A 26,095-nucleotide genomic window follows, 5' to 3' on the forward strand; every position below is an offset into this window, starting at 1 on the left:
GGCGCGGCCCGAAGGCCGCGCCTGCTCCGGATCGGCACATCCGCTGGCCAGGCTCAGCGCCAGCCGTAATCTCGGCCATAGCCGTAGTGGTGACGAGGCGGCGGCCGGAAGCCCTCATTGTAGCGCTGCCAGCGGCGGTGGCCCCAATAGCCGTGCATGGCGGGCGGCGGCGGACGCCAGCCATAGGCGGGGCGTTCATAGCCGCGCTCGTAACGGCCGCCGAACGCTTCGGCCGAACCGGCCGTCATGAAGCTTGCGGCGACCAGGGCGCTCGCACCGACGACGAAGGTGGCGAGGCTGACGCCGGCGAATTTGCGGAACATGGTCCCTGTCCTGTCTGGTGGCCGGGGACATCCCCTTGCCTGACACCGACATTCGCAAATCACGTCTGAACGGCGCTTGAGATCGCCGTTCACGCGCGGTTTAGCCGCTCGTCGCCTGCTGGCGCTTGAGCAGGAGCGAGGCTGCGATCACGACCACGGCGACCGCTGCGATCATGATCGTGCAGGCGGCGTTGATCTCGGGCGAAACGCCGAGCTTCACGGCTGAATAGAGCCGCATCGGCAGGGTCGTGGCGCCCGGCCCGGTGGTGAAGCTCGCGATGACGAGATCGTCGAGCGAGAGCGTGAAGGCGAGCATCCAGGCTGCGGCCACAGCCGGCCAGATCAGCGGCAGGGTCACGGTCCAGAAGGTGACGAAGGGCGTCGCGCCGAGATCCTGCGCCGCCTCTTCCAGAGAGCGGTCGAAGCCGGCGAGCCTGGACTGCACGACAATGCAGGCGAAGCCGAGGCTGAAGGTCGCGTGGGCGATCGTCACCGTCCAGAAACCGCGCTCGACTTCCGTCCCCACGAAGAGCAGCAGCAGCGAAAGCCCCGTCACGACCTCCGGCATCACGAGCGGAGCCAGCACCATGCCGGAGAACAGGGTGCGCCCGGCGAAGCGGCCATGCCGCGCCAGCGCGAGCGCGGCGAGCGTGCCGAGGATGGTCGCCAGCGTCGCCGAGACGAAGCCGAGGCGGATCGAGAGCCAGGCGGCATCGAGCAACGGCTCGTTCTGCAGCAACGCGCCGTACCAATGCGTCGAGAATCCGCCCCAAACGGTGACCAGCCGCGAGGCGTTGAAGGAATAGGCGACGAGTGTCAGGATCGGCAGGTAGAGGAAGGCGAAGCCGACGACGAGGGCGAGGATCAGTCCGGGGCCGAGGCGGGTCATGTCGCCATCTCCCGCCGCAGCCGCGCCCGCTGGAGCAGGACGAGCGGCAGCACCAGCACGACGAGCAGGACGACAGCCACCGCTGAGGCCAACGGCCAGTCGCGGTTCGAGAAGAATTCGCCCCACAGCACCTTGCCGATCATCACCGTGTCCGGCCCGCCGAGCAGGTCGGGAATGACGAACTCGCCGACGGCCGGGATGAAGACCAGCGCCGAGCCGGCGAGGATGCCGGGCAGCGAGAGCGGCAGCGTCACAGTCAGGAAGGCGGTCAGCGGCGCCGCGCCGAGATCGGCGGCGGCCTCGAGCAGGCCGCGATCCAGCTTCTCCAGCGTGGCGAACAGCGGCAGCACCATGAAGGGCAGATAGGAATAGACCATGCCGAGCAGCACGGCGGCCTCTGTGTTGAGCAGGCGCAGCGGCTCTGCCGTGATCCCGAGGAAGGCGAGGCTCGCATCGAGCAGGCCTTCGGGCCGCAGGACGCCGATCCAGGCGTAGACCCGGATCAGGAAGGAGGTCCAGAACGGCAGGATGACGAAGACGATGAGGATGCCGCGCCAACGAGCCGGCGCCGAGGCCATGGCATAAGCCAGCGGGTAGCCGATCGCCAGCGCCAGCAGAGTCGTCAGCGCCGCGATGCGCAGCGAATAGAGGTAGCTCTGCCAGTAGAGCGGGTCGTCGGCCAGCAACCGGAAATTCTCGAGATCGAGTTGCGAAAGGAATTCGCCGAGTTGGGCCAGCCCCTCGAAATGCGGCGCATAGGGCGGCAAGGCCATCGCGCTCTGCGAGAGGGCCATCCGCAGCACGATCGCGAAGGGAATGAGGAAGAACAGCGCCAGCCAGAGATAGGGGACAGCCACGACGAGCCGGCCGAGCCGCTGGAGTGAGGCGGTTGCGCTCATGCCGGCAGCACCAGCCCCGCCTCGACGTCCCAGGAGAGCCAGACCTTGTCCTCCCAGGCGAAGGGGCGCGCCAGCCGGCGCGTGCGATTGGCGAGCGCGACCTTGACGAGCTGTCCGCCCTCCCCGCCGAGCATCACCTGGATCATGGTGAAGTCGCCGAGATAGCCGATGTCCCAGATCTCGCCGGAGACCTTGTTGGCCGCTTGGGACGGTTCGTCATGCGCGATGTCGATCTTCTCCGGGCGGATGCCGATGAGCAGCGCCTCGCCGGGCTTCAGCGCCGGCGCGTCCTCGTCGAGCTCGACCGTCCCGACATGCGGCAGCCGCGCGCGGACCAGATCGCCCGAGACGGCTTCGATCCGCCCCTCGAAGATGTTGATGTCGCCGACGAACTCGGCGACGTGGCGGTTGGCCGGCGCCTCGTAGATCACGTCCGGTGGGCCGGTCTGGACGAGCTTGCCATGATCCATCACCGCCATGCGGTCGGCCATGGTCATCGCCTCGTCCTGGTCGTGGGTGACGACCATGAAGGTCAGGCCGAGCTCGCTCTGCAGGTCCATCAATTCGAACTGGGTCTGCTCGCGTAGCTTCTTGTCGAGCGCCGCCATCGGCTCGTCCAGCAGAAGCAGCTTCGGGCGCTTGGCGAGCGAACGGGCGAGCGCGACGCGCTGGCGCTGGCCACCGGACAGCTGATGCGGCTTGCGGCCGCCCATCCCCTCGAGCTTGACCAGGGCCAGCATCTCGGCGACGCGGCTGTCGATCTCGGCCCGCGGCAAACCCTCGCGCTTCAGGCCATAGGCGATGTTGCCGGCGACGCTGAGATGCGGGAACAGCGCGTAGGACTGGAACATCATGTTGATCGGCCGCAGATGCGCCGGCACCGACGTGATGTCCTGCCCATCCAGCAGGATTCGCCCCTCGTCCGGCTGCTCGAAGCCGGCGAGCATGCGCATCAGCGTGGTCTTGCCGCAGCCCGAAGGCCCGAGCAACGCGAAGAACTCGCGCGGGTAGAGCGACAGTGAGAGATCGCCGACGGCGGTGATTTCGCCGAAGCGCTTGGTCACGCCCTTGAAGGAAACCAGCGGCTGGGCCGCCGGGTCGCTCCAGGGCTGGAAGGCCCGGCGCACGCTGCCGGGCGAGGTCTTCTTCATGCTCGCCGCCCTTGTCGCGAACCGGTCGACCGACGGCTCACTTGCCGGTCTTGACGCGGGTCCAGAGCCGGTTGACCAGCCGCTGCGACTTCTGGTCATAGGGCGTGATCGTATAGAGCCGCGCCATCACCTCTTCCGGCGGATAGATGCCGGGATTGTCGCGCACGGCCGCCGAGAGCAGCGGCTTCGAGGCCAGGTTGCCGTTGGCGTACTGAATGAAGTCCGAGTTCTTCGCCGCCATCTCGGGCTTGTTGATGAAGTCTATGAACTTCAGCGCGGCATCCACATTGCCGGCATCGTTCGGAATCACGAAGGAGTCGAACCACATCAGCGCGCCTTCCTTCGGGATCGAATAGGCGATCTGGACGCCGTTCTTGGCTTCCTCGGCCCGCTTCTTGGCCTGGAGGATGTCGCCGGAATAGCCGACGGCCAGGCAGATGTCGCCGTTCGCCAGGGCGTTGATGTATTCGGACGAATGGAACTTCTGGATGTGCGGCCGGATCTTGCGCAGGAGCTCGCCGGCCTTGTTCAGATCGGCCTCCTTCTTGGAGTCCGGGTCGAGGCCAAGATAGCGCAGCGCCGCCGGGAACATCTCCTCGACCGCATCGAGGACGTGGACGCCGCAATTCGAGAGCTTCTTGAGCTGCTCGGGTTCGAACAGGATCTTCCAGCTGTCGACCGTCGCGTCCGGGCCGAGACGCTCCTTGATCTTGGCGGTGTTGTAGCCGATCGCCGTGGTGCCCCACATGTAGTTCACGGCGTATTTGTTGCCGGGATCGTATTTCGACAGCCGCGTCTGGATCTCGGGCCAGCGATTCTTGAGATTAGGCGCCTTGGCGGCGTCGACCGGCTGGTAGATCCCGAGCGGGATGTGGCGCGGCAGGAAGGAGGCGGTGACGACGATCAGGTCGTAGCCAGTCTTGCCGGCGAGGAGCTTGGTCTCGACCGTCTCCATCTGGTCGAAGGTGTCGTAGACGACCGTGATGCCGGTTTCCTTCTTGAAGGCGTCGAGCACCTCCGGATCGACATAGTCGGACCAGTTGAAGATGCGCAGTTGCTTGTCCTGCGCGGCCGCCGGCGCGGCGAAAAGTCCCAACCCGATCGCGCAGGCAGCGATCGCCCCGGTCAGTCGCTTGGTCGTGCTACCCAATCTGCCCCTCCATCGTCTTGGCGGCCGCACGCTAACACCTTTCCCCTCGGCTTCAACCGGCATAGGCCGCCGGCCCGCCGCCACGCACAGCATCGCTCGTTGAACCCGGCGTCAGCGGCCGTGCCACTTCCGCTGACGCGAGCGTGATCGCGACGATTCTTGCCGGCGACGAGCGTCGGCCCATATCGTGCTCCATGCGTCATGTCCGCCGTTTCCTCCTGCTCTTCACCCTTGCTTTCCTGTTGCCCGTCGCCAGCCATGCCGGCTGGTGGTACTGGCAGCCGCTGGCGCAGGACTGGCGTCGCGCCGACTGGTCGAGCGCGAATCTGCTGCCCGCCGCGGCGATCGAGCCCGAGGCGACGATCCATGTCTTCGCAGCACGGGTCGGCCGCTGGCGCGGCGTCTTCGCGCATCACTCCTGGGTGGTGGTGAAGGAGCGCGGCGCCTCGGCCTATACCCGCTTCGACGTGGTCGGCTGGGGAACGCCGGTGCGGGTCAACCACCGCGAGGCGGATGGGCGCTGGTACGGCAATGTCCCGGAACTCGTCGGCGAGCTTCGTGGCGATGCGGCAGAACGGCTGATTCCACACATCCGGCAGGCGGTGCAGAGCTATGCCTATGTAACACCCGGCAGCTATGCTGCCTGGCCCGGCCCGAACTCGAACAGCTTCGTCCAGCACGTGCTGGCGGAGGTGCCGGAACTGGCGCAGGCACTGCCCCCAACGGCGATCGGCAAGGATTTCCGCGAGGACGGCCTCTATGCCGGGCTGACGCCGAGCCGCACCGGCGTACAGGCCTCGCTCTACGGGGTCGCCGGGCTTACGATCGGCTGGGTCGAAGGGGTAGAGGTCAATCTGCTCGGTCTCGTGGCGGGCTTCGACCTGCGCAGCCCGGCGCTGAAGCTGCCGGGCTGGGGGCGGATCGACCCGGTGGCCATGGTCCTGCGGACATCTTAGCTCGCAGCCAAAGCCGCGCCGTCATTCCGGGGCGGGCCGCAGGCCCGAGCCCGGAATGAACGAGCCCCCACTAGTTCCGCAGCACCACGCAACTGCCGCCCGCTCGCCGCAGCCGGTCGCAAAAGAGACTGGCCGCGCGTAGCGTCTGCTCCGGCAAGCGGACGCGGTAGAACGGCGCGCGTCCACGCCCGGCGATGCGCGAGCCGAGGATCAAGGTTGGCCTGTCGGCCAGCAGCGAGGCGAATCGCGTCGCCAGCGCCTGGTAGGAGCGAAGCGCCCGCGCCTTCGAGACGTTGCCGGCAAGCTGGACGCCGAAGGGCGCGTAGACACCCTCGATCAGCGCAGGCGGCGTATAGCGGCGGATGGCGGCGACCGTCGGCAGGCAGTCGGTCTGTTCGAGCGTCGCGGCAGGCGGCGCCTCGCCCGGCGCGGGGCGCCACTCGTCGATGCTGCGACCAGTGATGAAGCGGATGTAGGCCTGCGTCTCTAACGGCAGCGAGCCGCCGCGCTCGAGCCAGCGCGAGAGCCGCGCCGGCCCGGCATTGTAGGCCGCTGCGGCCAAACCGAGATTGCCAAACTGCGCCTTCAGCGCGGCGAGAAGACCGGCGGATGCGGGAATGGCCGCCTCCGGGTCGAACGGATCGGCCAGGCCCCGTTCGCGCGCCGTGCCCGGCATGAACTGCGCGATGCCCTGGGCCCCGGCCGAACTGGTGACATGGGGGCGGAAGCTGCTCTCGCGCCAGATCAGCCGGGTGAAGAAGGCGACGGGCAGCTCGTTCGCGCGCGCCTCGCGCTCGATCAGCCGGCAGATCGTCTCGGCGATGCTCTCCTGCGGCGCGGTCGCATGAGCGCGGCCGGCCATGCCGGGCATGGCCAGGATCGCGAGCAGGACGAACGCCGCCGGTCTCACACCGCTTCCAGCGCCTGCGCCAGGTCCGAGATCAAATCCTCGATATTCTCGATGCCGACCGAAATGCGGATCAGGGCATCGGTGAGGCCGATCTCCTCGCGCAATTCTCGGGCGACGCCCGAATGCGTCATCGCGGCAGGATGCGAGACCAGCGTCTCGGTACCGCCCAGGCTGACCGCGAGCTTCATGATCTGCAGGTTGTCGAGCAGCGCGAAGGCCTCCTTCTCGCCGCCCTTGACGTCGAAGGCGAAGGTCGAGCCGGCGGCACTGCATTGCCGGTCGAAGACGGGCTTGCGCGGGTCGCTCTGCGCCAGGGCACCGAGATAATGCACCTTCGCGATCTTCGGATGGCTCGCGAGATATTCGGCCACCAGCTTGGCGTTCTCGTTGGCGCGGCTCATGCGGATGTCGAGGGTCTCGAGCGAACGCATCAGCATCCAGCAGGAATTCGGGTCGAGTTGCGTGCCGAGCGAGCCGCGCCAGCCCTTGACCTGCCGCACCAGCGCGTCCGAGCCGCTGATCGAGCCGCCGACGAGGTCGGAATGGCCGCCGACATATTTCGTCAGCGAAAGCAGCGAGAGATCGGCGCCGTGCTTCAGCGGCTTCTGGTATTTCGGGCCGAGCATGGTGTTGTCGACCACGACCGGTGGACGGTGCCCCTGGCTCTTCTCGAGTTCGTCGGCGACCGCCTTGCAGGCGGCGAGATCGACCAGCCCGTTGGTCGGGTTGGCCGGGGTCTCGACCAGGATCATGCCGACGCGGCCCTTGGCCGCGGCGGCCTTCGCGGTCGCGCGCATCTGGCCGACGTCGAGGCCGTCGGTGAAGCCGAAGGGCGTGATCCCGAAGGCGCCCATCTGGTTCTTCAGCAGCGTTTCCGTGCCGCCATAGAGCGGGCGCGAATGCAGGATGGTGTCGCCGGGCCTGAGGAAGGCGAAGCAGGTCGTGGCGATCGCCGCCATCCCGCTGGCGAAGACCGCGCAGCGCTCGGCCTCGTCCCAGATCGCCAGGCGATCCTCGAGGATCTCCATGTTCGGGTGGTTGAAGCGGGAATAGACCAGGCCCGGCTTCTCGCCCGGCTTCGGCTGCCGGCGGCCGGAGGTGAAGTCGAAGAAATCCTTGCCCTGCTGGGCGTTCGCGAAGACGAAGGTCGAGGTCAGGAAGACCGGGGGCTTGAGCGAGCCCTCCGACATCGCCGGCGAGTAGCCGAAGCCCATCATCAGCGTCTCGGGATGGAGCCTGCGATTGGCGATGCGGTCCTTGTGATAGCTGTCGTCGCTCATGGTGATCTCCTGTCGGGGCGCCGGCAAAAGCGCGCGCAGATCCGCTCCGGACCAAAGAATAATGCCGCAGGCCGGCGATTGCTTGGATGCCTCCAACTCTCTATGAACCGATTTCAGCAGTTTTCTGCCAAAAATGATCCTAACCGGGGCACTTCATGCTCGACGCCGTCGATCGCCGTATGCTCGCCGTCCTTCAGGAGGATGGCCGTATCACCAATCAGGACCTGTCGCAGAAGATCGGCCTGTCGCCGACACCCTGCCTGCGGAGGCTGAAGCGGCTGGAGGACACCGGCGTGATCCAGGGCTACACGGCCGTGGTCGACCCGAAGGCCTATGGCCTGCCGTTCAGCGTATTCTGCTCGGTGCGGCTGATGCAGCAGACGCAGGAGCACATCACCGAGTTCGAGAAGGCCGTCGAGACCTGGGGCGAGGTGCAGGAATGCTATCTGATGACCGGCTCGCGGGACTATCTTCTGCGCGTGCTGACCGACGGGATCGAAGGCTATGAGCGCTTCCTGAAGCAGAAGATGACCCGGCTGAAATGCATCCAGTCGGTCGAATCCAATTTCGCGCTCGCCACCGTCAAGAAGCGCATCGGCCTGCCGGCGATCTGAGTCGTCATTTGCCGCCGAACAGCGCATCGGCCGCCGCATTCGCCATCTTGCGCTGCTCATGTGCGACGCCCGGCACGATGATTTCGCGCCAGCGGCTTTCGACGCCGAGGCGCTTGGCCTCGCTGGCGGCAACGGCGATGAAATTCTGGCCGCGCGCCATACGGTCGGGCCCCTGCGCCTCGGCTCCCCTGCCCTTGTTGAGCTGGGGATGGTCGGGGTCGATGTCCTGGTCACCCAGCATCACCCAGAGCGGCCTGGCGAAGGCAGCCTTGAGCGTGGCTTCCGTCGCCGGGGTGCCCGCGAGGGAATAGGGATAGGCCCGGCCATCCGCGCCCTCGCGCCAGACCGGGAGCGTATAGTAGCCCGCATTGGCGCTGACCGCCGTGGAGTAGCGGGCCTCGGGCAGCAGCAGTGCCATGCGATGGACGAACTGCGCGCCGGCCGAATGGCCGAAGAGCAGATAGCTTTCCCCCGCGACGCGGCCACTTTTCAACGCGCGATCGAAGAAGCGCTCGATGACGGAATAGACCCACCGGGTGCGGTCCGGCTCGCCGCGCACCCCGCCCTGCTGGAACAGCCGCGTCGGGAAACGCTCCTTGTCGAAATGCGGAGCGGCGATCAGGAGCCCGTAACGCTCGGCCGCCTCCACCCAGTTCTCGCGCGCGGCCTCGGCATTGCGATTGAGCCCGTGCACCGAGACGACGAGCGGGCAAGGCTTCCCCGCGCAGGCCGCCGGCACATAGGTCTCGATATTGATCGTCTCGGAGCCGGCTGCGGAGACATCCTCATGCAGCACATGGCCGCGGCCGGGTTCCTGGAACGGCGTCAGGTCGTGAGCCGCCACTCCATGGAGGCCGAGCCAGCTCAGCAGTACAAACGCTGTCGCCCGCCGGATCATCGCCGCTTCTCCGCTGGACCATCGCAGCGATCCTGCGCGCGGCCGCTCTTGCCGGCAAGCGCTCCGGACCGCTCTTCTGCAGGTCGGGCAGCTGCCCTAGCCGCGATCCATCGCGCGGCGCACCACCTGCGTGACCTCGCTGTCCGAGAGGAAGAGGTCGTGCCGCAGCATGCTCCAGCCGCGGCCGGAGGTGTCGGCCACGCGCACGCCCAGCGCTTCCAGGCGCGAGCGGTCGGCGGCTCCGGCGCGGGCGACGCCACCGGCGATGCGGGCGGAAACAGCCAGAGCGCGATCGCCCGGATCGATGATAACCGTCATGCGCTTGGCAAGCGGGCCGAGCCTGGTGACGGTCTGCTCGAAGGCGTCGATGTCGACGTCCGGCGACGCGAGCACGATGGAGCCGATGCGGGCCTGAACCTCGGGCGAATCACGCAGCTCGCGCAGGCCTTCCAGCGTCAGGAAGGTGCCCATCGAATGGGCGACGATGTGTATGCGGCCGACCGTCGGGTTGGCGACCAGAGCCCGCAGCGCCCTGACGAATCCGTCGCGCGACCAAAGCGCGCTTTCGCGGTCATAGGCGTAGTCGAAGAGCTGGCCGCCCGAGGGCCAGGAGAAGACCGCGGTCTTGCCCTGGAACTGGAGCGAATGGGAAAGCTGCCCGGCACTGCGCGCGGCGGATTCGAAAGTCTCGTTGTAGCCATGCACGTAGAGCAGCACGTCGCGCCCGGTCGCGGCCTCGGAGAAGGCCTGCGCCGCGTTGCTCGAGGTCTGGCTGTCGATGCCGAGCACCGCCCAGTCTCCGGCAACGGCCGAAGCGACACGGCCCGAAATGCCCCGCCCCGGTGGAGATAGCCTGGCCTCGGCAAATGTCAGCGACGCACGGTCGGAGCCGAAGAAGGGCTGCTGCCCTCCCACTGGCTTGCGCGTGGTCACGACCAGGAGTTCCGGTTCCTTGCCGAGCGCGGAGGCATCCGCGCGGGTTGGCACCTCGAACGGGGAAATCGCGGCCTCAGTCTGGGCGCAGGCTGCGAGCCCGAGCGCGAGCAGGGCCGAAAGTGCCGCCCTGCGGCAGGAAGAAGCGTGCCGCGAAAGGGGCATCGTGTCAGGAATCCGATGGCTGTTGATCGGCCGAGTTGGCCAGCAGCCCCTTAACGACAGCCTAACACGGCCATAATGCGGCGAAGCGAGCGATCAGCCGCGCACCGATCGTCGCACCGGATCAGCGGCCGCCGGAGAGGATGGTGATCGGCGCCGTCACGACGAGCCCGACCGTCGAGCCCACGGTGCCGACGACGCCGCCGGCCACATCGCCCAGCCTGTCCCCGAGTTGCGGCCCTGCCGTCGCGATGCCTCGATCGGCCTGGAGCCGCTGGCCGATCATCTGGACGACCCTGGGCGAGGACGCGAATTTGGCATGGTTGAAGCTATCGCCCGAAGCGACCGCCGAAAGGTCGATGATCTTGACGCCGAGCTTTTCCAGATCGGCGATGATCTCGGTGTCCTTGGCCGAGACCGCCCCGAGACGGGTCTTGTCGCCGGCGAAACGCCGCGAGAAATCGAGCGCTCGGTCGTCGGCCGAGACGAAGACGGTCACCGGACGCTTGATCTCCCGCATCTGCTGCTTGAACAAGTCGAGATCGACGTCGGGAGCCGCGAGCATCACGTCGCGCAGCTTGCCGCCGAACGAGCCGTCACCACGGATCGAGGCCTGCCGCAGCGTTTCCAGCGTGAGCAACGTGCCCATCGAATGGGCGAGGATATCCATCCGCGTGGTGCCGAGGTCACGCGCGATGGCCCGCAGGTTGAGCTCCAGGAAATCGCGCGAGTAGAAGGCGCTCTCGCGGTCGTAAGGGTAGGCCAGGAGCTGCCCGCGCGAGGGCCAGGTGAACAGCACCGGCACGCCCTTGAAGCCGGAATCATGGACGATCTGCGCGAAACGATAGGCGGCATCGGCGAAATTCGTGTTGAAGCCGTGAACGAAGACGAGGACGTCGCGCTCTGCGGCCGGCTTGCGCATGATCTCGCGGCGGACCTCCGCGACGACCGGGGCGAGATCGAGCCGCTGCACCTTCGTGACGGTGAAGTGCTTCGCCGGATCGCCCGGGCCTGAATCGGGAAGCTCGAGTTCGCCGGGTTTGTGGTTCGGCGGTACGCTGAATTGGAGCCGGGCGAAGGCGAGACGCGGCCCGCGCTCGCCGCTGAAATAGACCGGCTCGGCGGAAGCCTCGCGCGTGGTGGCGACGAAGATCTCGACCGTCTCGGCGCCCTGCTGGGCCGGCGCCACGCTAAGGTCGAGCACACGCGGCGTGCCACAGGCGACCAGCAGCAAAGGCGCGAGAACCGCAAAGACGAGAACCCGAAGACGCAATGCCATTCACCCAACCGTCGCTTGGAACGCCAGTGACGACAGGTGACCGGCGAAGCGATCGAGAATCAAGAGGCCTCAAGGACACAGCCGCCGGGATTCGGGCCGCGGCCGAGCCTTGTCGCCGGCCCTGTGGCCTTGCTAGGTGGACGGCATGGGCGCTCTTCCCGATCCCGTCGCGGTTCTCGCCGACAAGCTGCTCGCCGGCGAGCGCGCCGCGCTGGCGCGCGCCATCACGCTCGCCGAATCGCGCCGGGCGGACCATCGCGAGCAGGCGCGGGCCCTGATCCAGCATCTCCTGCCGCGGACCGGGGGCGCGATTCGCATCGGCATCACCGGCGTACCCGGCGTCGGCAAATCGACGGCCATCGACGCGCTAGGGAGCTTTCTCACCGCCAGGGGGCACAAGGTCGCGGTGCTCGCCGTCGATCCGTCCTCGACACGCAGCGGCGGCTCGATCCTCGGCGACAAGACCCGCATGGCCAGGCTCGCCGTCGATCCGGCCGCCTATATCCGCCCGTCGCCGTCTTCCGGCACGCTTGGCGGCGTCGCCGCCCGGACGCGCGAGACCATGCTGCTCTGCGAGGCGGCGGGCTTCGACGTCATCCTGGTCGAGACTGTCGGCGTCGGGCAGTCGGAAACCGCCGTGGCCGACCTGACCGACTTCTTTCTCGTCCTGATGCTGCCCAATGCCGGCGACGAGCTTCAGGGCATCAAGAAGGGCATCATCGAGCTGGCCGACATGATCGCCGTGAACAAAGCGGACGGCGCCGGCGCGACCGCAGCCCGCGCCGCGGCATCGCAGTACCGATCGGCTCTGCATATCCTTGCCCCGGCATCGAGCCTGTGGACGCCGCCGGTAATCACGATCTCCGGGCTGACCGGCGAAGGTCTCGATGCGCTCTGGACGAAGATCGAGGACCATCGCGCCCGCCACGAGGCGAAGGGGCTGATCGAAGACAGGCGGCGGCGCCAGGACGTGAAATGGATGTGGGCCATGGTCGAGGACCGGCTGCAGGCCCGGCTCCGGCACGATCCGGCCCTCAAGGCGCGAACGCCCGTCCTCGAAGCCGAGGTGGCGGCAGGCAGGCTCGCGCCGACGCTGGCGGCCGAGGAAATCGCCCGGGCGCTGGGCCTTTGAGAACGGAAGGACCGCCGATGGACATCCTGGTCACCGGCTTCGGCCCCTTTCCGCGGGTGCGGGTCAACCCCACGACGGTGCTGGCACGGGCGGTCGCGGCACGGCTACGGCGCTCCGGTCTTCATGCACAGGCGCTTGTCGTCGAGACCAGCTATGGCGCCGGCCTGCCGGCGCTGAGGACTTACCTGACGACGACGGGCCCGAAGGCGATCCTGATGCTCGGGCTCGCCGCCCGCGCCTGGAACGTGCGCGTCGAGCTGTTCGCGCGCGGTCATGCGAGCCCGCTCCACCCCGATGTCGCCGGCGGGACGCCGGATCGCGCCGCACCGCGCCGGCCGGCCCTGCCCGCCCGCACCACCGGCAATGCCCAGGTCGCGCTCGCAGCACTGCGCAGGAGCGGCATCCGCAGCCGCCTGTCGCCTTCGGCCGGGCGCTATCTCTGCGACGCCTGCTATGCCGCTGCCCTCGCCGTCAGCGGCCCCGCGGGCACGCCCGTGCTTTTCGTGCATGTGCCCTGGCTGCGGCCAGCAGCGGGCCAGCGCCCGAGAACGCAGGTGGCCTGGTTCAGGCCCGACGCGGTGAGGCTCGTCGACAGCCTTTCCGCCATCGGCCTGGCAATGGTGCGCCAGGGACGCTGAGAGCGTATCGCATCGGCACAGCCGCACGCGGCACGAGACTTGAAGCCTCCGATGCTGACGGAGGCTTCGATGCATCTTTCCCGGCGTTCGCTCCTGGCGACGGCCCTTTTTGGCACAGCTTCGCTTGCGGCCGACTCGGCCCTTGGCCAGACGGCGCGCAGGGCTGCCGGCCCACTCGGCCAGCATGGGCTCGATGCGGCCCAGTTCGGCCTGCGGCCGGGTTCGCCCGACGACCAGTCGCGCCAGTTGCAGGCGGCGCTCGCCGAAGCCGCCCGCAGCGAGGCGCCGCTTCTCATCGCGCCGGGGCGCTACCGCATCGCCCGCGTCGCCCTTCCCGAAGGCGCGCGGCTCATCGGCGTCCCCGGAGCGACGCGGCTCCTCGCCGCCCGGCCCGGGCCGCTGCTCGTGGCTCGTGGCATCGGGCGCGCGGCGCTCTCCGGCATGGTACTGGACGGCCTCGCCTTGCCTGCCACCGGGCGCGAGGGCCTGCTGAACGCGGAAGAGGTCGGCGATCTCGACGTCCGCGACTGCGAGTTCGTCAATGCAGGCTCCGTCGGCATTGTGATGCACCGGACCGGCGGCAGCGTCGAAGCCAGCTGCTTCAGGCTGATGCGCGAATCCGCCCTGTTCTCGCTGGATTCGCGCGGGCTCTCCATCGAGCGCAACCGGATCGAGGATTGCGGCAACAACGGCATCCAGCTCTGGCGCGGCGCGCCCGGAGACGACCGCTCGATCGTCAGGGGCAACCATCTCGACCGCATCCGCGCCGATGCCGGCGGCGACGGCCCAAATGGCAACGGCATCAGCTTGTTCAAGGCCGGTGGCGTCATCGTCGAGGGCAACCAGTTGCGCGACTGCGCCCTGACCTTCATCCGCAACAATTCCGGCTCGGGCGTGCAGATCCTCGGCAATCAGGGCCGGCGCTGCGGCGAGACCGCGCTATTTTCCGAATTCGCCTTCGAGGGCGCAGTCATCGCGAACAACCTGCTCGAGGATTGCGCTCAGGGTATCAGCATCACGAATTTCGACCATGGCGGCCGGCTCGCGGTCTGCGCCAACAACCTCATCCGCAATGTCCGCAGGTCGCTCTATCCTGGGGTCACGGAGCCGGTGGGCGGCTCCGGTGTCCATGTGGAGGCCGAGGCAGCCGTCACCGGCAACGTCATCGAGGGCACGAGCGATATCGGCATCGCGCTCGGCTGGTCCTGGGGCATGCGCAACCTCGCCGCCACCGGCAATGTGGTGCGCAGGACCGGCATCGGCATCTCGGTCTCGCTGGTGCCGAAGCAGCGCAACGCGCTGATCGCGAACAACCTCATCTCCGAGGCGTCGCGCGGCGCGGTCGTCGGCATGGAGTATGACAAGGTCGTCACCGGCGACCTGACGCGAGCCCCCGATGCGCGGGCCACCGGCATCAGGATCGAGAACAATGCGGTAGGCTGAGGTTCAGCCTGCCGCCGCCCTGACCCGCCCCACTTCGATACCGTTCCAGTTCTTCATCACGCTCTCGCGCAGCGGGGCGAATGCGCGCTGCTCGGCTTCGCTCATAGGCACGAAGCGCGCGATCAGCGCCGCCATCGCCACCTCGGCAGCCCTTCCGGCGCCGTCGTCGCATTTCAGGGCGATGCCGTAGCCGAGTTCAGGCAGGGAGCCGCAATAGACGCCCTCGGCGCCGGTCTTGATGAAGATGCGCTCCCGCAGCAGCTCCATCGCACGCGTATCGAAGCGCCCGGTGCCTGCGACCATGAAAGGATGGGCAGCGGCGGCCTTGCGGATACGGGCGGCGGCCTTGGCGCGCTCGGGCCCGAAGCCCTGTCCGGTGCCGACGCGGGCAAAGCCCAGCGCCAGCGCTTTCAGCGGCACGGCATAGGTCGGGATCGAGCAGCCATCCGTGCCCATATGGTCGGCCGAGTGCACGGCGCCCGTGACCTCTTCAAGCGCGCCGCGCACGGCCTGCTGCACGGCGTGGCCGGGTTTGACATAGCCCGCCGGGTCCTCGTCGAGCCCGCAGGCTAGGCAGACGAAGCCGGCATGCTTGCCAGAACAGTTATTGTTGAGCGCGCTGGGCTCCCGGCCAGCCTTGGCGATGGCGCGCGCCGCAGCCTCGTTCATCGGCCAATGCGCCCCGCATTCGAGGCAGCCCGCCTCGCGCCCCGCTTTCTTCAGCATCGCGAGCGAGGTCTCGGCATGGAGCGGCTCGCCCGAATGCGAGGACACCGCGAGCGCGATCTCCGCCTCGGTGAGCCCATACCGATCGGCCGCACCGCTCTCGAGCAGCGGCAGCGCCTGGATCGCCTTCACCGCCGAGCGCGGAAAGACCGGCCGCTCGACATCGCCCGCCGAGAACACCACGGCCCCGTCCGCATCGACGACGACAGCCGCGCCGCGATGGCGCGATTCGACGGTATCGCCGCGCGTAACCTCGGCAAGGATCGGGTTGTCCATCGTCTTCTCCCGGAAGCGCTGCGCCATGCGCGAAATGCGCCGCCTTTTGGCGCCGGAAAGGCGCCCTGTCAAAAGCCATGGCGCAATCCTGAACTGTCATGCAAGGCTGCCGGCCAAGCGCTAGATCGCCGTCCGGTGTTCTCAGCTGGAGCCTGCCATGTCGCCCGACTACGAGACAGAGTACAATAACCGCGCCCGCGTGCCGGAGCATCCAGAGATCATCGGCGGCTGGGCGCGCGACGCCGCCGCCTACCGTGCGCAGGCCCCCTGCGAGCTCGGCGTGCGCTATGGCGCGGGCGAACGCCAGACCTACGACCTGTTCAAGCCCGAGACGGCCAGGACCGAGAGCCTCGTCATGTTCGTCCATGGCGGCTACTGGCAGGCGCTCGATCCGAGCTTCTTCTCGCATATGGCGCGCGGGTTGAACCGGCTCGGCGTCCCGGTCGCGGTGGTGGGTTACGATCTCTGCCCGCAGGTCGAGCTCGGCCATATCGTCTGGGAGATCCAGCAGGCTGCCGCGGCGCTCTGGCAACGCTTCCGCCTCCCCGTGATCGCGACGGGCCATTCGGCGGGCGGCCATCTTTCGGCCTGCGCGCTCGCCACCGACTGGAAAAACGTCGACCCGGAACTGCCGGACCAACTCGTGCCGGCCGCCTACGGCATCTCCGGCCTCTTCAATCTCAAACCCCTGACGGAGACCAGCATCAACGGCGCGCTGAAGCTCGATATGGATGCCGCCGAACGCGAGAGCCCGCTGTTCTGGCCGGCGCCGGCACGCCTCACCATGGACGCCGTCGTCGGTGGCGCGGAGAGCGACGAATATCTCAAGCAGAGCCGCCGGATCACGGATGTCTGGGGACTGGAAGGTGTGCGTACGCGCTATGAGGAGATCGAGGGCGCAAACCATTTCACGGTGATCGCCGGACTGGCGGACCCCGACAACACCATGCCCCGCCGGATCGCGGCGCTCGCCGGCGCTTGATCTTGTCGCGCAGGACACTCTATCCAGAGCGCCTGAGCATCAGCCTGAACCGGAGCCTGCCGTCATCGGGAGGACCGATGACGGCGAACGAACCCGGAGCCTCCGATGCAGACCTTCTTCGTCGAGATCAAATGCAAGCTCGGCAAGACCTATGAGGTCGCCAGCGAACTGGCCGACCGGGAGATCGCCTCGGAGATCTATTCGACCGCGGGCAACTACGACATCCTGGCCAAGTTCCACGTAGCGAGCGATGTCGATATCGGCCATTTCGTCGCGCAGAAGGTGCAGTCGATCCCCGAGATCGCCGACACCCACACGATCATCACCTTCAAGGCGTTCTGAGCGGGAACCCTGCCCGCCCACAGCCGAGAGCCGCCAGGCGCGCCGGCGGATTCGCGATTTGCCTGAATCACTTGCCGGCCTTTGCTGAGAGGCCGATTCCGCGCCTTCTCGCATCGCTTCAACGGGCCGCCCGGCAGTTCCCGGGCCACACGCCTGCGCCAGCGGCATCATGCCGGCCGATTGATGCATGTTCCGCGCTTGACGACCTCCCCTTATTCGCGCGACCTCGGCAGCTCCTGATTTCGAGCCGACGCCGCTGGAGCTGCCGCGATGAAGAGCAACCTGTCTTCCGATCTCCGCTCGGGCGCGCTCGTCTATCACCGCCTGCCCCGCCCCGGTAAGATCGAGATTCAGGCAACCAAGCCGCTCGGCAACCAGCGCGACCTGGCGCTGGCCTATTCGCCCGGCGTCGCTGCCGCCTGCGAGGCGATCGTCGACGATCCGTCCGAGGCGGCGGAGCTGACCTCCCGGCAGAACCTCGTCGCCGTCGTCACCAACGGCACCGCCGTGCTTGGGCTCGGCGACATCGGCCCGCTCGCCTCCAAGCCGGTGATGGAGGGCAAGGCCGTCCTCTTCAAGAAATTCGCCGGGATCGACTGCTTCGACATCGAGGTCGAGCAGAAGAACATCGAGAAGTTCGTCGAGGTCGTCGCAGCGCTGGAGCCGACCTTCGGCGGCATCAACCTCGAGGACATCAAGGGCCCGGAATGCTTCGAGATCGAGGAGCAGCTCAAGGCCCGGATGAACATCCCGGTCTTCCATGACGACCAGCACGGCACCGCGATCATCGTCTCGGCGGCGATCCTCAACGGGCTCGACCTCGCGGGCAAGCATATCGGCGAGGTCAAGATCGTCGTCTCCGGTGCCGGCGCCGCCGCGCTGGCCTGCCTCAACCTCCTGGTCGAGCTCGGCGCCAAGCGCGAGAACATCTGGGTCACGGACCTCGAAGGCGTCGTCCACAAGGGCCGCAACACCCTGATGGACCGCTGGAAGGAGGTCTTCGCGCAGGAGACCGATGCGCGCACGCTGGCCGAGGTCATCGGCGGGGCGGACGTCTTCCTCGGCCTCTCGGCGGCCGGCGTGCTCAAGCCCGAGATGGCCAGGCAGATGGGGCCGAAGCCGCTGATCCTGGCGCTCGCCAACCCGAACCCCGAGATCACGCCTGAGGATGCGCTCGCAGCGCGGCCCGACGCGATGATCTGCACCGGCCGGTCGGACTATCCGAACCAGGTCAACAACGTCCTGTGCTTCCCCTACATCTTCCGCGGCGCGCTCGACGTGCAGGCGACGACGATCAACGAGGCGATGAAGCTCGCCGCGGTGCGCGCGATCGCGGCTTTGGCACGCGAGGCAACCTCCGACATCGCGGCCCGCGCCTATGGCGGCGAGGCCTCGACCTTCGGCGCGACCTCGCTGATCCCGAACCCCTTCGACCCGCGCCTGATCATCCGCATCGCATCGGCCGTGGCGGAAGCCGCGATGGCGACCGGTGTCGCCCGCAGGCCGCTCGCCGACATCGAGGCCTATCGCGAGGAATTGTCGCGCTTCGTCTTCCGCTCCGGCTTCATCATGAAGCCGCTCTTCGCCCAGGCGAAGGCCGACCCGAAGCGCGTGATCTACGCCGAGGGCGAGGACGAGCGCGTGCTGCGCGCCGCCCAGGTCGCGCTGGAAGAGGGTCTCGCGACACCGATCCTGATCGGCCGCCCGAGCGTGATCGAGACCCGCGTCAAGCGCTTCGGCCTGTCGCTCAGGCCCGGCGTCGATTTCGAGGTGATCAACCCCGAGGACGACCCGCGCTATCGCGACTACGTCCAGACCTATCTCGACATCGCCGGCCGGCGCGGCGTCACGCCCGAGGCGGCGCGCGCGCTGGTGCGCACCAACAACACGGTCATCGCGGCGCTCGCCGTGGCACGCGGCGAGGCGGATGCGATGATCACCGGGCTGGAAGGCCGCTTCATGTCGCGGCTGCGGCACGTCAAGGACATCATCGGACTGGCGCCGGGTGTCTCGGATGTCTCGGCGATGACCCTCATCATCACCAACAAAGGCGCCTTCTTCCTCGCCGATACCCATATCAAGGACAACCCGACCTCCGAGGAGATCGCGGATATGACGGTGCTGGCGGCGAGCCATGTCGCGCGCTTCGGCATCGAGCCCAAGATCGCCCTGCTCTCGCATTCGGATTTCGGCGCGGCCGACACGCCCTCCGCGCTCAAGATGCGCAAGGCGCTCGCCCTGATCCGCGAACGGGCGCCCGAGTTGGAATGCGACGGCGAGATGGAGGCCGACACCGCCCTGTTGCCGCTTGTGCGCGAGCGCGTTCTGCCCTCCTCGACGCTGAAAGGCGTGGCGAATGTCCTGATCTTCCCGAATCTGGACGCCGCCAATATCGCCTACCAGTTCGCCAAGGTGCTGGCCGATGCGCTGCCGGTCGGCCCGATCCTGATCGGCGCGGCCAAGCCCGTGCACATCCTGACCGGCTCGGTGACGGCGCGCGGCGTCGTCAACATGACCGCGGTCGCCGTGGTCGAGGCTCAGGAGCGCGCGGCGGCGGGCTGAGCCTACGCCGGCCGGGAACCGCGCGCTCCAGCGTCGCGTCGGGCTCCGCCATGCGGCAGTGACGCTCGCGCGCCTGCGGCGTCTTCGCTAGTAAGGAGCGCCTGCAACCTTCCGATAGAGACGAGACCGATGAGCCGCATTGTCTATGTGAATGGCGCCTACCTGCCGGAAGAGGACGCGAAGATCTCGATCTTCGACCGCGGTTTCATCTTCGGCGATGGCATCTACGAGGTTTCCGCGGTCATCGCCGGCAAGCTCGTCGATTGCGAGGCGCATCTGGCGCGGCTCGAGCGCTCCTGCGGCGAGATCAGGCTGGCCCTGCCCTGGTCCAACGCGGAGCTGGTCGCGATCCATGAGGAGCTGATCGAGCGCAACAAGCTCGACGAGGGCGGCATCTACCTGCAGGTCTCGCGTGGCGCTGCCGATCGCGACTTCGCCTTCCCCAAGGACGTGGCCCCGACACTCGTCATGTTCACGCAGGCCCGCAACTTCGTCGACGCCCCCACGGCCAAGACCGGCATCAAGGTCGTCTCCACGCCCGACCTGCGCTGGGCCCGCCGCGACATCAAGAGCGTCAACCTGCTGGCGCCTGTCCTCGCCAAGCAGTTCGCCGCCGAAAGCGGCGCGCAGGAAGCCTGGCTGATCGAGGACGGCGTCGTGACCGAGGGCGCCTCCTCCACCGCCTGGATCGTCAAGGGCAAGACGCTGATTTCGCGGCCCCTGTCGAACAAGGTCCTGCCCGGAATCACCCGCAAGGCCGTGCTGGCTTTCATCGCCGAGGCGGGCTTCACCTTCGAGGAGCGCGAATTCACACTGCAGGAAGCGCTCGACGCGGAAGAGGCCTTCATCACCTCCGCCACCAGCCTCGTCATGCCGGTGACGACGATCGATGGCCACAGCATCCACAACGGAGCGCCCGGGCCGGCGACGCTGCGCCTGCGCGAGATCTATGTCGATTTCGCCCGCAAGGGCGGCGCGCTCGGCTGAACGCGCGTCATGCTCGGGCGAAGGCCCGAGCATCTCTTGCCGGAGATTCTCGGGTCTGCGCTACGCTCCGCCCGAGAATGACGGTTTGACCACCGGCTCCCCCATCACATAGGTGGCGACGACATTGCGCTCGTCGCCGAGCGTGACCAGCACGAAGAGCTCCTCGGGGAGGTCGCGCGCCGTCTCCAGCCGGTGCGCCATCGCCCGCTGCGCGCCGGGGTCGAGCACGACGATGTCAGCTTCCCTCCCCGCTTCGAACGAACCGATCAGATGGTCGAGCTTCAGCGCCCTGGCATTGCCGAGCGTGATCGCGTGAAGCGCCGCGAAGGCGGAGAGCGACTGGCCCTGAAGCTGCAGCACCTTGTAGGCTTCCGACATCGTCCGCAGCATCGAATAGGAGGTGCCGCCGCCGATATCGGTCGCGACCGCGACGGGCACGCCCTCGGCCCGCGCGCGGGCCCAGTCGAACAGCCCGGAGCCCAGAAAGAGATTCGAAGTCGGGCAGAACACCGCGACCGCGCCCGTCTCGGCGAAGCGCCGCCATTCGCGGTCGGTCATGTGGATGCAGTGGCCGAGGAGGCTCCGCGAACCCAGCAGGCCGTGATGCTGGTAGATGCCGGCATAGTCGCCGGGCTCGGGATGCAGTTTGTTGGCTAAGGCGATCTCGGCCCGGTTCTCGTTGATATGGGTCTGGACATGGCAACCGGGATGCTCCGCGGCGAGGCATCCCGCCGCCGCCAGCTGTTCCGGCGTCGAGGTCACGGCGAAGCGCGGGCTTATGGCGTAGAGCTGCCGGCCGTTGCCGTGCCAGCGCTCGATCAGGGCCTTGCTGTCGGCATAGCCGCTCGCCGCGGTGTCGGTCAGCGCGTCCGGCGCATTGCGGTCCATCATCACCTTGCCCGCGATCATGCGGGTGTTGCGCCTCTCCGATTCGCGAAACAGCGCCTCGGCCGATTGCGGGTGGACGGAGCAGTAGATCACCGCCGTGGTGGTGCCGCTGGCGAGGAGTTCGTCGAGCAGGAAATGCGCGAGCTTCTCGGGATGGCCCTGCTGCGCCTGCTTCTGCTCCTCGACGAAGGTGTAGCGGTTGAGCCAGTCCATCAGCTGGGCGCCATAGGAGGCGATCACCTGTGTTTGCGGCATGTGCAGATGCGCGTCGATGAAGCCGGGCATGATCAGATGCGGGCGGTGATCGACGATATCGGCCGTGGCCGGCAGGCTCGTGAGCAGGTCTTTCGCCTCGCCGGCGGCATGGATGAAGCCGCCTTCGATGACGACCAGCCCGTCCTCGACATAGCGATGAGCGTTCTCGCCGGCCTCCTCCGGATCCGCGACGAACCAGAGCAGGCGGCCACGCAGGGCGCGAATGGGTTTCGCTTCGCTCAACGGCGGCACTCCGGCTGAAATTCAGATCACATCTGCACCAAATCAAAGCTTTCGGCCAAGCAGGGACATGCCTAATCTCGCGGCAAGAGGTGTGTTCCACGATATGGCAGGCCGGATGCGCGACGTGCTTCGCTTCCTCCTCGACGACGAGTTGATCGAGATCGCCTCCTGCGATCCGACGCTGACGGTTCTCGACTGGCTGCGTCTGGAACGCCGGATGACCGGCAGCAAGGAAGGCTGCGCCGAAGGCGATTGCGGCGCCTGCACGGTCGTCGTCGGCAGGCTCGACCGGGGCCGGCTGCGCTATGAGGCGATCAATGCCTGCATCCGCTTCCTGCCGACGCTCGATGGCTGCCAGCTTCTGACCGTCGAGCATCTGAAGGGCAGCGACGGCGCGCTTCATCCCGTCCAGCAGGCGCTCGTCGACTGCCACGGCTCGCAATGCGGCTTCTGCACGCCGGGCATCGCGATGTCCCTGTTCGCGCTCTGGCTCAACGAGCCTGCGCCCTCGGTTGCGCGGATCGAGGATGCGCTGGCGGGCAATCTCTGCCGCTGCACCGGCTATGAGCCGATCGTCGCGGCGGGCCGGCGGATGTATCGCCCGCAGGCCACGGACCGCTTCACTGGTCGTCGCAAAGCTGTCGCGGAGCGGCTGCGCAGCCTGGCGGGCGGCGAGACGCTCTCGCTGGCGGGCCCCGCGGGCCGCTTCTTCGCCCCGGCGACGGTCGAGGCGCTGGCCGATCTCATGCTCGCCCACCCGAATGCCACTCTGGTCGCAGGCGCGACCGATGTCGGATTGTGGGTCACCAAGGGTATGCGCCGGCTCGACCCCGTGATCCATCTCGGCCGGATCGAGGCACTGCGGGAGATAGAGAATGGCGGCGACCATTTGCGGATCGGCGCCATGGCGACGCATGTCGACGTCCGGACCGCACTCGCCGCGCTGTCGCCGCAGCTCGACGAGATGATGCGCCGCTTCGGCGGGGAGCAGGTCCGCAACGTAGGGACGATCGGCGGCAACATCGCCAACGGCTCGCCGATCGGCGACCTGCCGCCGGCTCTGATTGCGCTCGGCGCGCGGCTGGTGCTGGCGCGGTCCCGTCATTGCGAAGAGCGCAGCGACGACGCAACCCAGAGGGGCGAGCCCGTTGCCCCTGGATTGCTTCGCTCCGCTCGCAATAACGGGGATGGGCTTTCACGCCGCTCCCTCTCGCTCGAAGCCTTCTTCCTCGACTACCGCAAGCAGGACCGGCGCGAAGGCGAGTTCGTCGAGGCCGTAATCGTGCCTAAGCTGCCCGATGGCGCGCTGTTCCATGTCTCGAAGATCTCGAAGCGCTTCGACGAGGACATCTCGGCCGTCTGCGGCGCCTTCCTGCTCCGGCTCGGCGAGGACGGCCGCATCGCCGAGGCGCGGCTCGCCTATGGTGGCATGGCCGGCATCCCGAAGCGCGCGGCAGCGGGCGAGGCCGCGCTGGTCGGGCGGGTCTGGGACGAGGCTGCGGTCGCCGCCGCCATCGCCGCCCTGCCGGGTGACTTCACGCCGCTCAGCGACATGCGCGCCTCGGCCGGCTATCGGCTGACGGTTGCCGGCAACCTGCTGCGACGCTTCCTGATCGAGACGACGCAGCCGCAGCTCGCGTCCCGCGTCGCCGGCCTGCTGGCGGAGGCCGCTCATGGCTGATGCACGCAAGCGGCTGGACATCGAGACCGCCGCCGGCCCGGTCGGCGCGGCGCGCAGCCATGATTCCGCCGCCCGCCATGTCGCGGGCGAAGCGGTCTATATCGACGACATCGCTGCGCCCGAAGGCCTGCTGCATGCCTATCTTGGCCTCAGCGAAGTCGCGCATGGCCGTGTGCTTTCGCTGGATCTCGATCCCGTGCGGGCCGCTCCCGGTGTGATGGCCGTGCTGACCGCCGCCGACATTCCCGGCATCAACGACATCTCCTCGACGCATCGGCATGACGAGCCGGTCTTCGCGACGGACGCGATCCTGCATCACGGCCAGCCGCTCTTCGCCGTCGTAGCCGAGACGCGCGATGCGGCACGGCGCGCGGCGCTGCTGGCCGAGGCGCAATACGAGGAAGCCCCCCCGCTGCTCGACGTCACTGCGGCGCGCGCTGCTGGCGGCGAGTTGATCACCGACCCGCTCAAGCTGGAGCGCGGCGACGTCACTGCCGCGCTCGCCGCCAGCCCGCGCCGGCTGAAGGGCTCGATGGAAATCGGCGGGCAGGACCATTTCTATCTCGAGGGGCAGATCGCGCTCGCCATCCCCGGCGAGGAGGAGGAGATGCAGGTCCTCTCCTCGACGCAGCATCCGAGTGAGGTGCAGCACATGGTGGCGCAGGTGCTCGGCGTCGGCTCGCATGCGGTAACGGTCGAGGTCCGGCGCATGGGCGGCGGCTTCGGCGGCAAGGAAACGCAGGCCAATCTGTTCGCCTGCGTAGCCGCGCTCTGCGCCCGCAAGCTGAAGCGTCCGGTGAAGCTCAGGCCGGACCGCGACGACGACATGATGGTTACCGGCAAGCGCCACGACTTCGTCGTCGATTACGAGATCGGCTTCGACGATGACGGCCATATCCATGCGGTCGACGCGGTCTATGCGGCGCGCTGCGGCTGGAATGCCGATCTCTCCGGCCCGGTCACCGATCGCGCCCTGTTCCACATGGACAACTGCTATTTCTACCCGGCGGTGCGGGCCCGCTCCGAGCCGCTGCGCACCCATACCGTCTCGAACACCGCCTTTCGCGGATTCGGCGGGCCGCAGGGCATGGTCGGCGCCGAGCGCTTCATCGAGGAGGTCGCCTTCGCGACGGGGCTCGATCCGCTCGAGGTGCGGCGACGCAATCTCTATGGCGAGGCCGGCCGCGACGTCACGCCCTATCACCAGACCGTGGAGGACAATATCGCCGTCGAGGTAATCGCGCGGCTGGAGCAGGCTTGCGACTATCGCGCGCGGCAAGCCGCGATCCGACAGGCCAATGTGGAAAGCCCGATCATCAAGCGCGGCATCGCGCTGACGCCGGTGAAGTTCGGCATCTCCTTCACCGCGACCTGGTACAATCAGGCCGGCGCGCTGGTGCATGTTTATACGGACGGCACGGTGATGCTGAACCATGGCGGCACCGAAATGGGCCAGGGCCTGCACACCAAGGTCGCGCAGGTCGCGGCTCAGGCCTTCGGCATCGGGCTCGACCAGGTCAAGATCACCGCCACCACCACCGGAAAGGTGCCGAACACTTCCGCGACGGCCGCCTCCTCGGGCTCGGACCTCAACGGCATGGCGGCGCTCGACGCCTGCGAGACGATCAAGGCGAGGCTCGTCGCCTTCGCCGCGCGGCAATGGCAGGAGCGCCCGGAGGACATCGCCTTCCGGCAGGGCTTCGTGCAAATCGGCGCACGCGAGATCGCCTTCGCGGAGCTGGTGAAAGCCGCCTATATGGGCCGCGTCCAGCTTTCGGCGACGGGCTTCTACGCGACGCCAAAAATCCACTGGGACCGCAAGGCCGGGCGCGGCCATCCGTTCTACTATTTCGCTTATGGCGCTGCTGCCGCCGAGGTCGCGATCGACACGCTGACCGGCGAATACAAGATCGAACGGGTCGATATACTGCATGATTGCGGCACTTCGCTGAACCCGGCGATCGACCGGGGTCAGATCGAGGGCGGCTTCATCCAGGGCATGGGCTGGCTGACCACCGAGGAACTGGTCTGGGACGAGAAGGGCCGGCTGCGGACCCATGCGCCCTCGACCTACAAGATCCCGGTCGCCTCCGACCGGCCGCGCATCTTCAACGTCACCTTGCTGCAGGACGCGCCCAATCGCGAGGCGACGATCCATCGTTCCAAGGCGGTCGGGGAGCCGCCGCTGATGCTGGCGATTTCCGTCTTGCACGCCCTGTCCGATGCGGTGGCGAGCGTCGGCGGACATCGGGTCTGCCCCCGCCTCGACGCCCCCGCGACCCCGGAGCGGGTGCTGGTGGCGGTCGAGCGGGTGCGGAAGGAGGCGGGGAGATGATTGGCTGCCCCAGCACATTCTTCCCCCGAACAGGGCGCGGGGAACCCTCTCCCGTAGGGAGAGGGCAGGGTGAGGGGTCGGCCGTTCGACGATTTGGGCGAGGCCTGGCCGACGCTTCGCTGAAAGGCATGCGCGCCGCTGGTCCAGGGGCCGACACATCA

General features: G+C 67.8%; 23 protein-coding genes. 11 read left to right on the plus strand and 12 right to left on the minus strand.

All coding sequences use genetic code 11. The features are described from left to right. Positions 1–53: 53 nt before the first annotated feature. The 5 genes from ASE63_RS00945 to ASE63_RS00965 form a co-directional block, all read right to left on the minus strand. Positions 54–323: a hypothetical protein gene (locus ASE63_RS00945; protein ID WP_056795134.1), complete on the minus strand. Its 270-nt coding sequence runs from the start codon at positions 321–323 to the stop codon at positions 54–56. A 100-nt stretch (positions 324–423) separates the two neighbouring features. After that, the gene (locus ASE63_RS00950) at positions 424–1,212 is read right to left on the minus strand and encodes an ABC transporter permease subunit (RefSeq protein ID WP_056795135.1); all 789 of its coding nucleotides are present in this window, start codon (positions 1,210–1,212) and stop codon (positions 424–426) included. Then, on the minus strand, positions 1,209–2,111 hold the full coding sequence (locus ASE63_RS00955; RefSeq protein ID WP_056795136.1) for an ABC transporter permease subunit: 903 nt from the start codon (positions 2,109–2,111) through the stop codon (positions 1,209–1,211). The genes ASE63_RS00950 and ASE63_RS00955 overlap by 4 nt, the downstream gene beginning before the upstream one ends. Further along, a complete protein-coding gene (locus tag ASE63_RS00960) occupies positions 2,108–3,262 on the minus strand; it encodes an ABC transporter ATP-binding protein (RefSeq protein ID WP_056795139.1) in 1,155 nt (384 codons plus the stop codon). The genes ASE63_RS00955 and ASE63_RS00960 overlap by 4 nt, the downstream gene beginning before the upstream one ends. Before the next feature lie 37 nt (positions 3,263–3,299). Then, positions 3,300–4,412 carry a polyamine ABC transporter substrate-binding protein gene (locus tag ASE63_RS00965; protein WP_056795141.1) on the minus strand — a complete coding sequence of 371 codons (1,113 nt, stop codon included), beginning with the start codon at positions 4,410–4,412 and terminating at the stop codon, positions 3,300–3,302. A gap of 194 nt (positions 4,413–4,606) precedes the next feature. Here ASE63_RS00965 and ASE63_RS00970 point away from each other — a divergent pair, with 194 nt between their 5' ends. Next, positions 4,607–5,368, plus strand: coding sequence for a DUF3750 domain-containing protein (locus tag ASE63_RS00970; RefSeq protein WP_056795144.1), 762 nt, complete (start codon positions 4,607–4,609; stop codon positions 5,366–5,368). A 70-nt stretch (positions 5,369–5,438) separates the two neighbouring features. On the opposite strand, the gene ASE63_RS00975 is transcribed toward ASE63_RS00970, so the two are convergent. Further along, positions 5,439–6,278 (minus strand): lytic transglycosylase domain-containing protein, encoded by an 840-nt coding sequence (locus ASE63_RS00975; RefSeq protein ID WP_156410132.1) that lies wholly within the window; start codon positions 6,276–6,278, stop codon positions 5,439–5,441. Next, complete coding sequence (locus ASE63_RS00980; RefSeq protein WP_056795147.1) at positions 6,275–7,558, minus strand: cystathionine gamma-synthase family protein; 1,284 nt, start codon at positions 7,556–7,558, stop codon at positions 6,275–6,277. The genes ASE63_RS00975 and ASE63_RS00980 overlap by 4 nt, the downstream gene beginning before the upstream one ends. Before the next feature lie 155 nt (positions 7,559–7,713). On the opposite strand from ASE63_RS00980, the gene ASE63_RS00985 reads away from it, so the two are divergent. Beyond that, a complete protein-coding gene (locus ASE63_RS00985; RefSeq protein WP_056795150.1) occupies positions 7,714–8,172 on the plus strand; it encodes an Lrp/AsnC family transcriptional regulator in 459 nt (152 codons plus the stop codon). Between the two features lie 4 nt (positions 8,173–8,176). Here the strand turns inward: ASE63_RS00985 and ASE63_RS00990 are convergent, their stop codons facing one another. From ASE63_RS00990 to ASE63_RS01000, 3 genes are all read right to left on the minus strand, one after another. Then, the gene (locus ASE63_RS00990; RefSeq protein ID WP_056795153.1) at positions 8,177–9,070 is read right to left on the minus strand and encodes a hypothetical protein; all 894 of its coding nucleotides are present in this window, start codon (positions 9,068–9,070) and stop codon (positions 8,177–8,179) included. A 96-nt stretch (positions 9,071–9,166) separates the two neighbouring features. Continuing rightward, complete coding sequence (locus tag ASE63_RS00995) at positions 9,167–10,168, minus strand: alpha/beta hydrolase (RefSeq protein WP_056795155.1); 1,002 nt, start codon at positions 10,166–10,168, stop codon at positions 9,167–9,169. Between the two features lie 121 nt (positions 10,169–10,289). Beyond that, positions 10,290–11,444, minus strand: coding sequence for an alpha/beta hydrolase (locus ASE63_RS01000; RefSeq protein WP_082609545.1), 1,155 nt, complete (start codon positions 11,442–11,444; stop codon positions 10,290–10,292). Positions 11,445–11,589: 145 nt separating this feature from the next. On the opposite strand from ASE63_RS01000, the gene meaB reads away from it, so the two are divergent. The 3 genes from meaB (at position 11,590) to ASE63_RS01015 (ending at position 14,657) form a co-directional block, all read left to right on the plus strand. Next, positions 11,590–12,576 (plus strand): methylmalonyl Co-A mutase-associated GTPase MeaB, encoded by a 987-nt coding sequence (gene meaB, locus ASE63_RS01005; protein WP_056795161.1) that lies wholly within the window; start codon positions 11,590–11,592, stop codon positions 12,574–12,576. A 17-nt stretch (positions 12,577–12,593) separates the two neighbouring features. Next, positions 12,594–13,214, plus strand: a complete 621-nt coding sequence (locus ASE63_RS01010) for a hypothetical protein (protein WP_056795166.1) — start codon at positions 12,594–12,596, stop codon at positions 13,212–13,214. 69 nt (positions 13,215–13,283) lie between these two features. Beyond that, positions 13,284–14,657, plus strand: a complete 1,374-nt coding sequence (locus ASE63_RS01015; protein WP_162261699.1) for a TIGR03808 family TAT-translocated repetitive protein — start codon at positions 13,284–13,286, stop codon at positions 14,655–14,657. A 3-nt stretch (positions 14,658–14,660) separates the two neighbouring features. Here the strand turns inward: ASE63_RS01015 and ASE63_RS01020 are convergent, their stop codons facing one another. Then, positions 14,661–15,659, minus strand: coding sequence for an asparaginase (locus ASE63_RS01020; protein WP_056796499.1), 999 nt, complete (start codon positions 15,657–15,659; stop codon positions 14,661–14,663). A gap of 157 nt (positions 15,660–15,816) precedes the next feature. On the opposite strand from ASE63_RS01020, the gene ASE63_RS01025 reads away from it, so the two are divergent. The 4 genes from ASE63_RS01025 to ASE63_RS01040 all read left to right on the plus strand — a co-directional run bounded on the left by ASE63_RS01025 (position 15,817) and on the right by ASE63_RS01040 (position 20,532). Beyond that, entirely contained in the window at positions 15,817–16,641 is an 825-nt protein-coding gene (locus ASE63_RS01025) for an alpha/beta hydrolase (protein ID WP_056795174.1), read from the plus strand. A 105-nt stretch (positions 16,642–16,746) separates the two neighbouring features. Further along, positions 16,747–16,983 carry an Lrp/AsnC ligand binding domain-containing protein gene (locus ASE63_RS01030; RefSeq protein WP_056795177.1) on the plus strand — a complete coding sequence of 79 codons (237 nt, stop codon included), beginning with the start codon at positions 16,747–16,749 and terminating at the stop codon, positions 16,981–16,983. 270 nt (positions 16,984–17,253) lie between these two features. Then, a complete protein-coding gene (locus ASE63_RS01035; RefSeq protein ID WP_056795182.1) occupies positions 17,254–19,545 on the plus strand; it encodes an NADP-dependent malic enzyme in 2,292 nt (763 codons plus the stop codon). 129 nt (positions 19,546–19,674) lie between these two features. Then, positions 19,675–20,532 (plus strand): D-amino-acid transaminase, encoded by an 858-nt coding sequence (locus ASE63_RS01040; protein ID WP_056795184.1) that lies wholly within the window; start codon positions 19,675–19,677, stop codon positions 20,530–20,532. 60 nt (positions 20,533–20,592) lie between these two features. Here ASE63_RS01040 and guaD read toward each other — a convergent pair whose 3' ends face one another. Then, positions 20,593–21,918: a guanine deaminase gene (gene guaD / locus ASE63_RS01045; RefSeq protein ID WP_082609546.1), complete on the minus strand. Its 1,326-nt coding sequence runs from the start codon at positions 21,916–21,918 to the stop codon at positions 20,593–20,595. A gap of 103 nt (positions 21,919–22,021) precedes the next feature. On the opposite strand from guaD, the gene ASE63_RS01050 reads away from it, so the two are divergent. Then, complete coding sequence (locus ASE63_RS01050; RefSeq protein WP_200962516.1) at positions 22,022–23,599, plus strand: xanthine dehydrogenase small subunit; 1,578 nt, start codon at positions 22,022–22,024, stop codon at positions 23,597–23,599. Further along, entirely contained in the window at positions 23,592–25,934 is a 2,343-nt protein-coding gene (gene xdhB, locus ASE63_RS01055) for a xanthine dehydrogenase molybdopterin binding subunit (protein ID WP_056795187.1), read from the plus strand. Before ASE63_RS01050 ends, xdhB begins: the two co-directional genes overlap by 8 nt. Positions 25,935–26,095 lie beyond the last annotated feature (161 nt).

Origin of the sequence: Allobosea sp. Root381 (assembly GCF_001429395.1) — a bacterium.
Lineage (GTDB): Bacteria > Pseudomonadota > Alphaproteobacteria > Rhizobiales > Beijerinckiaceae > Allobosea.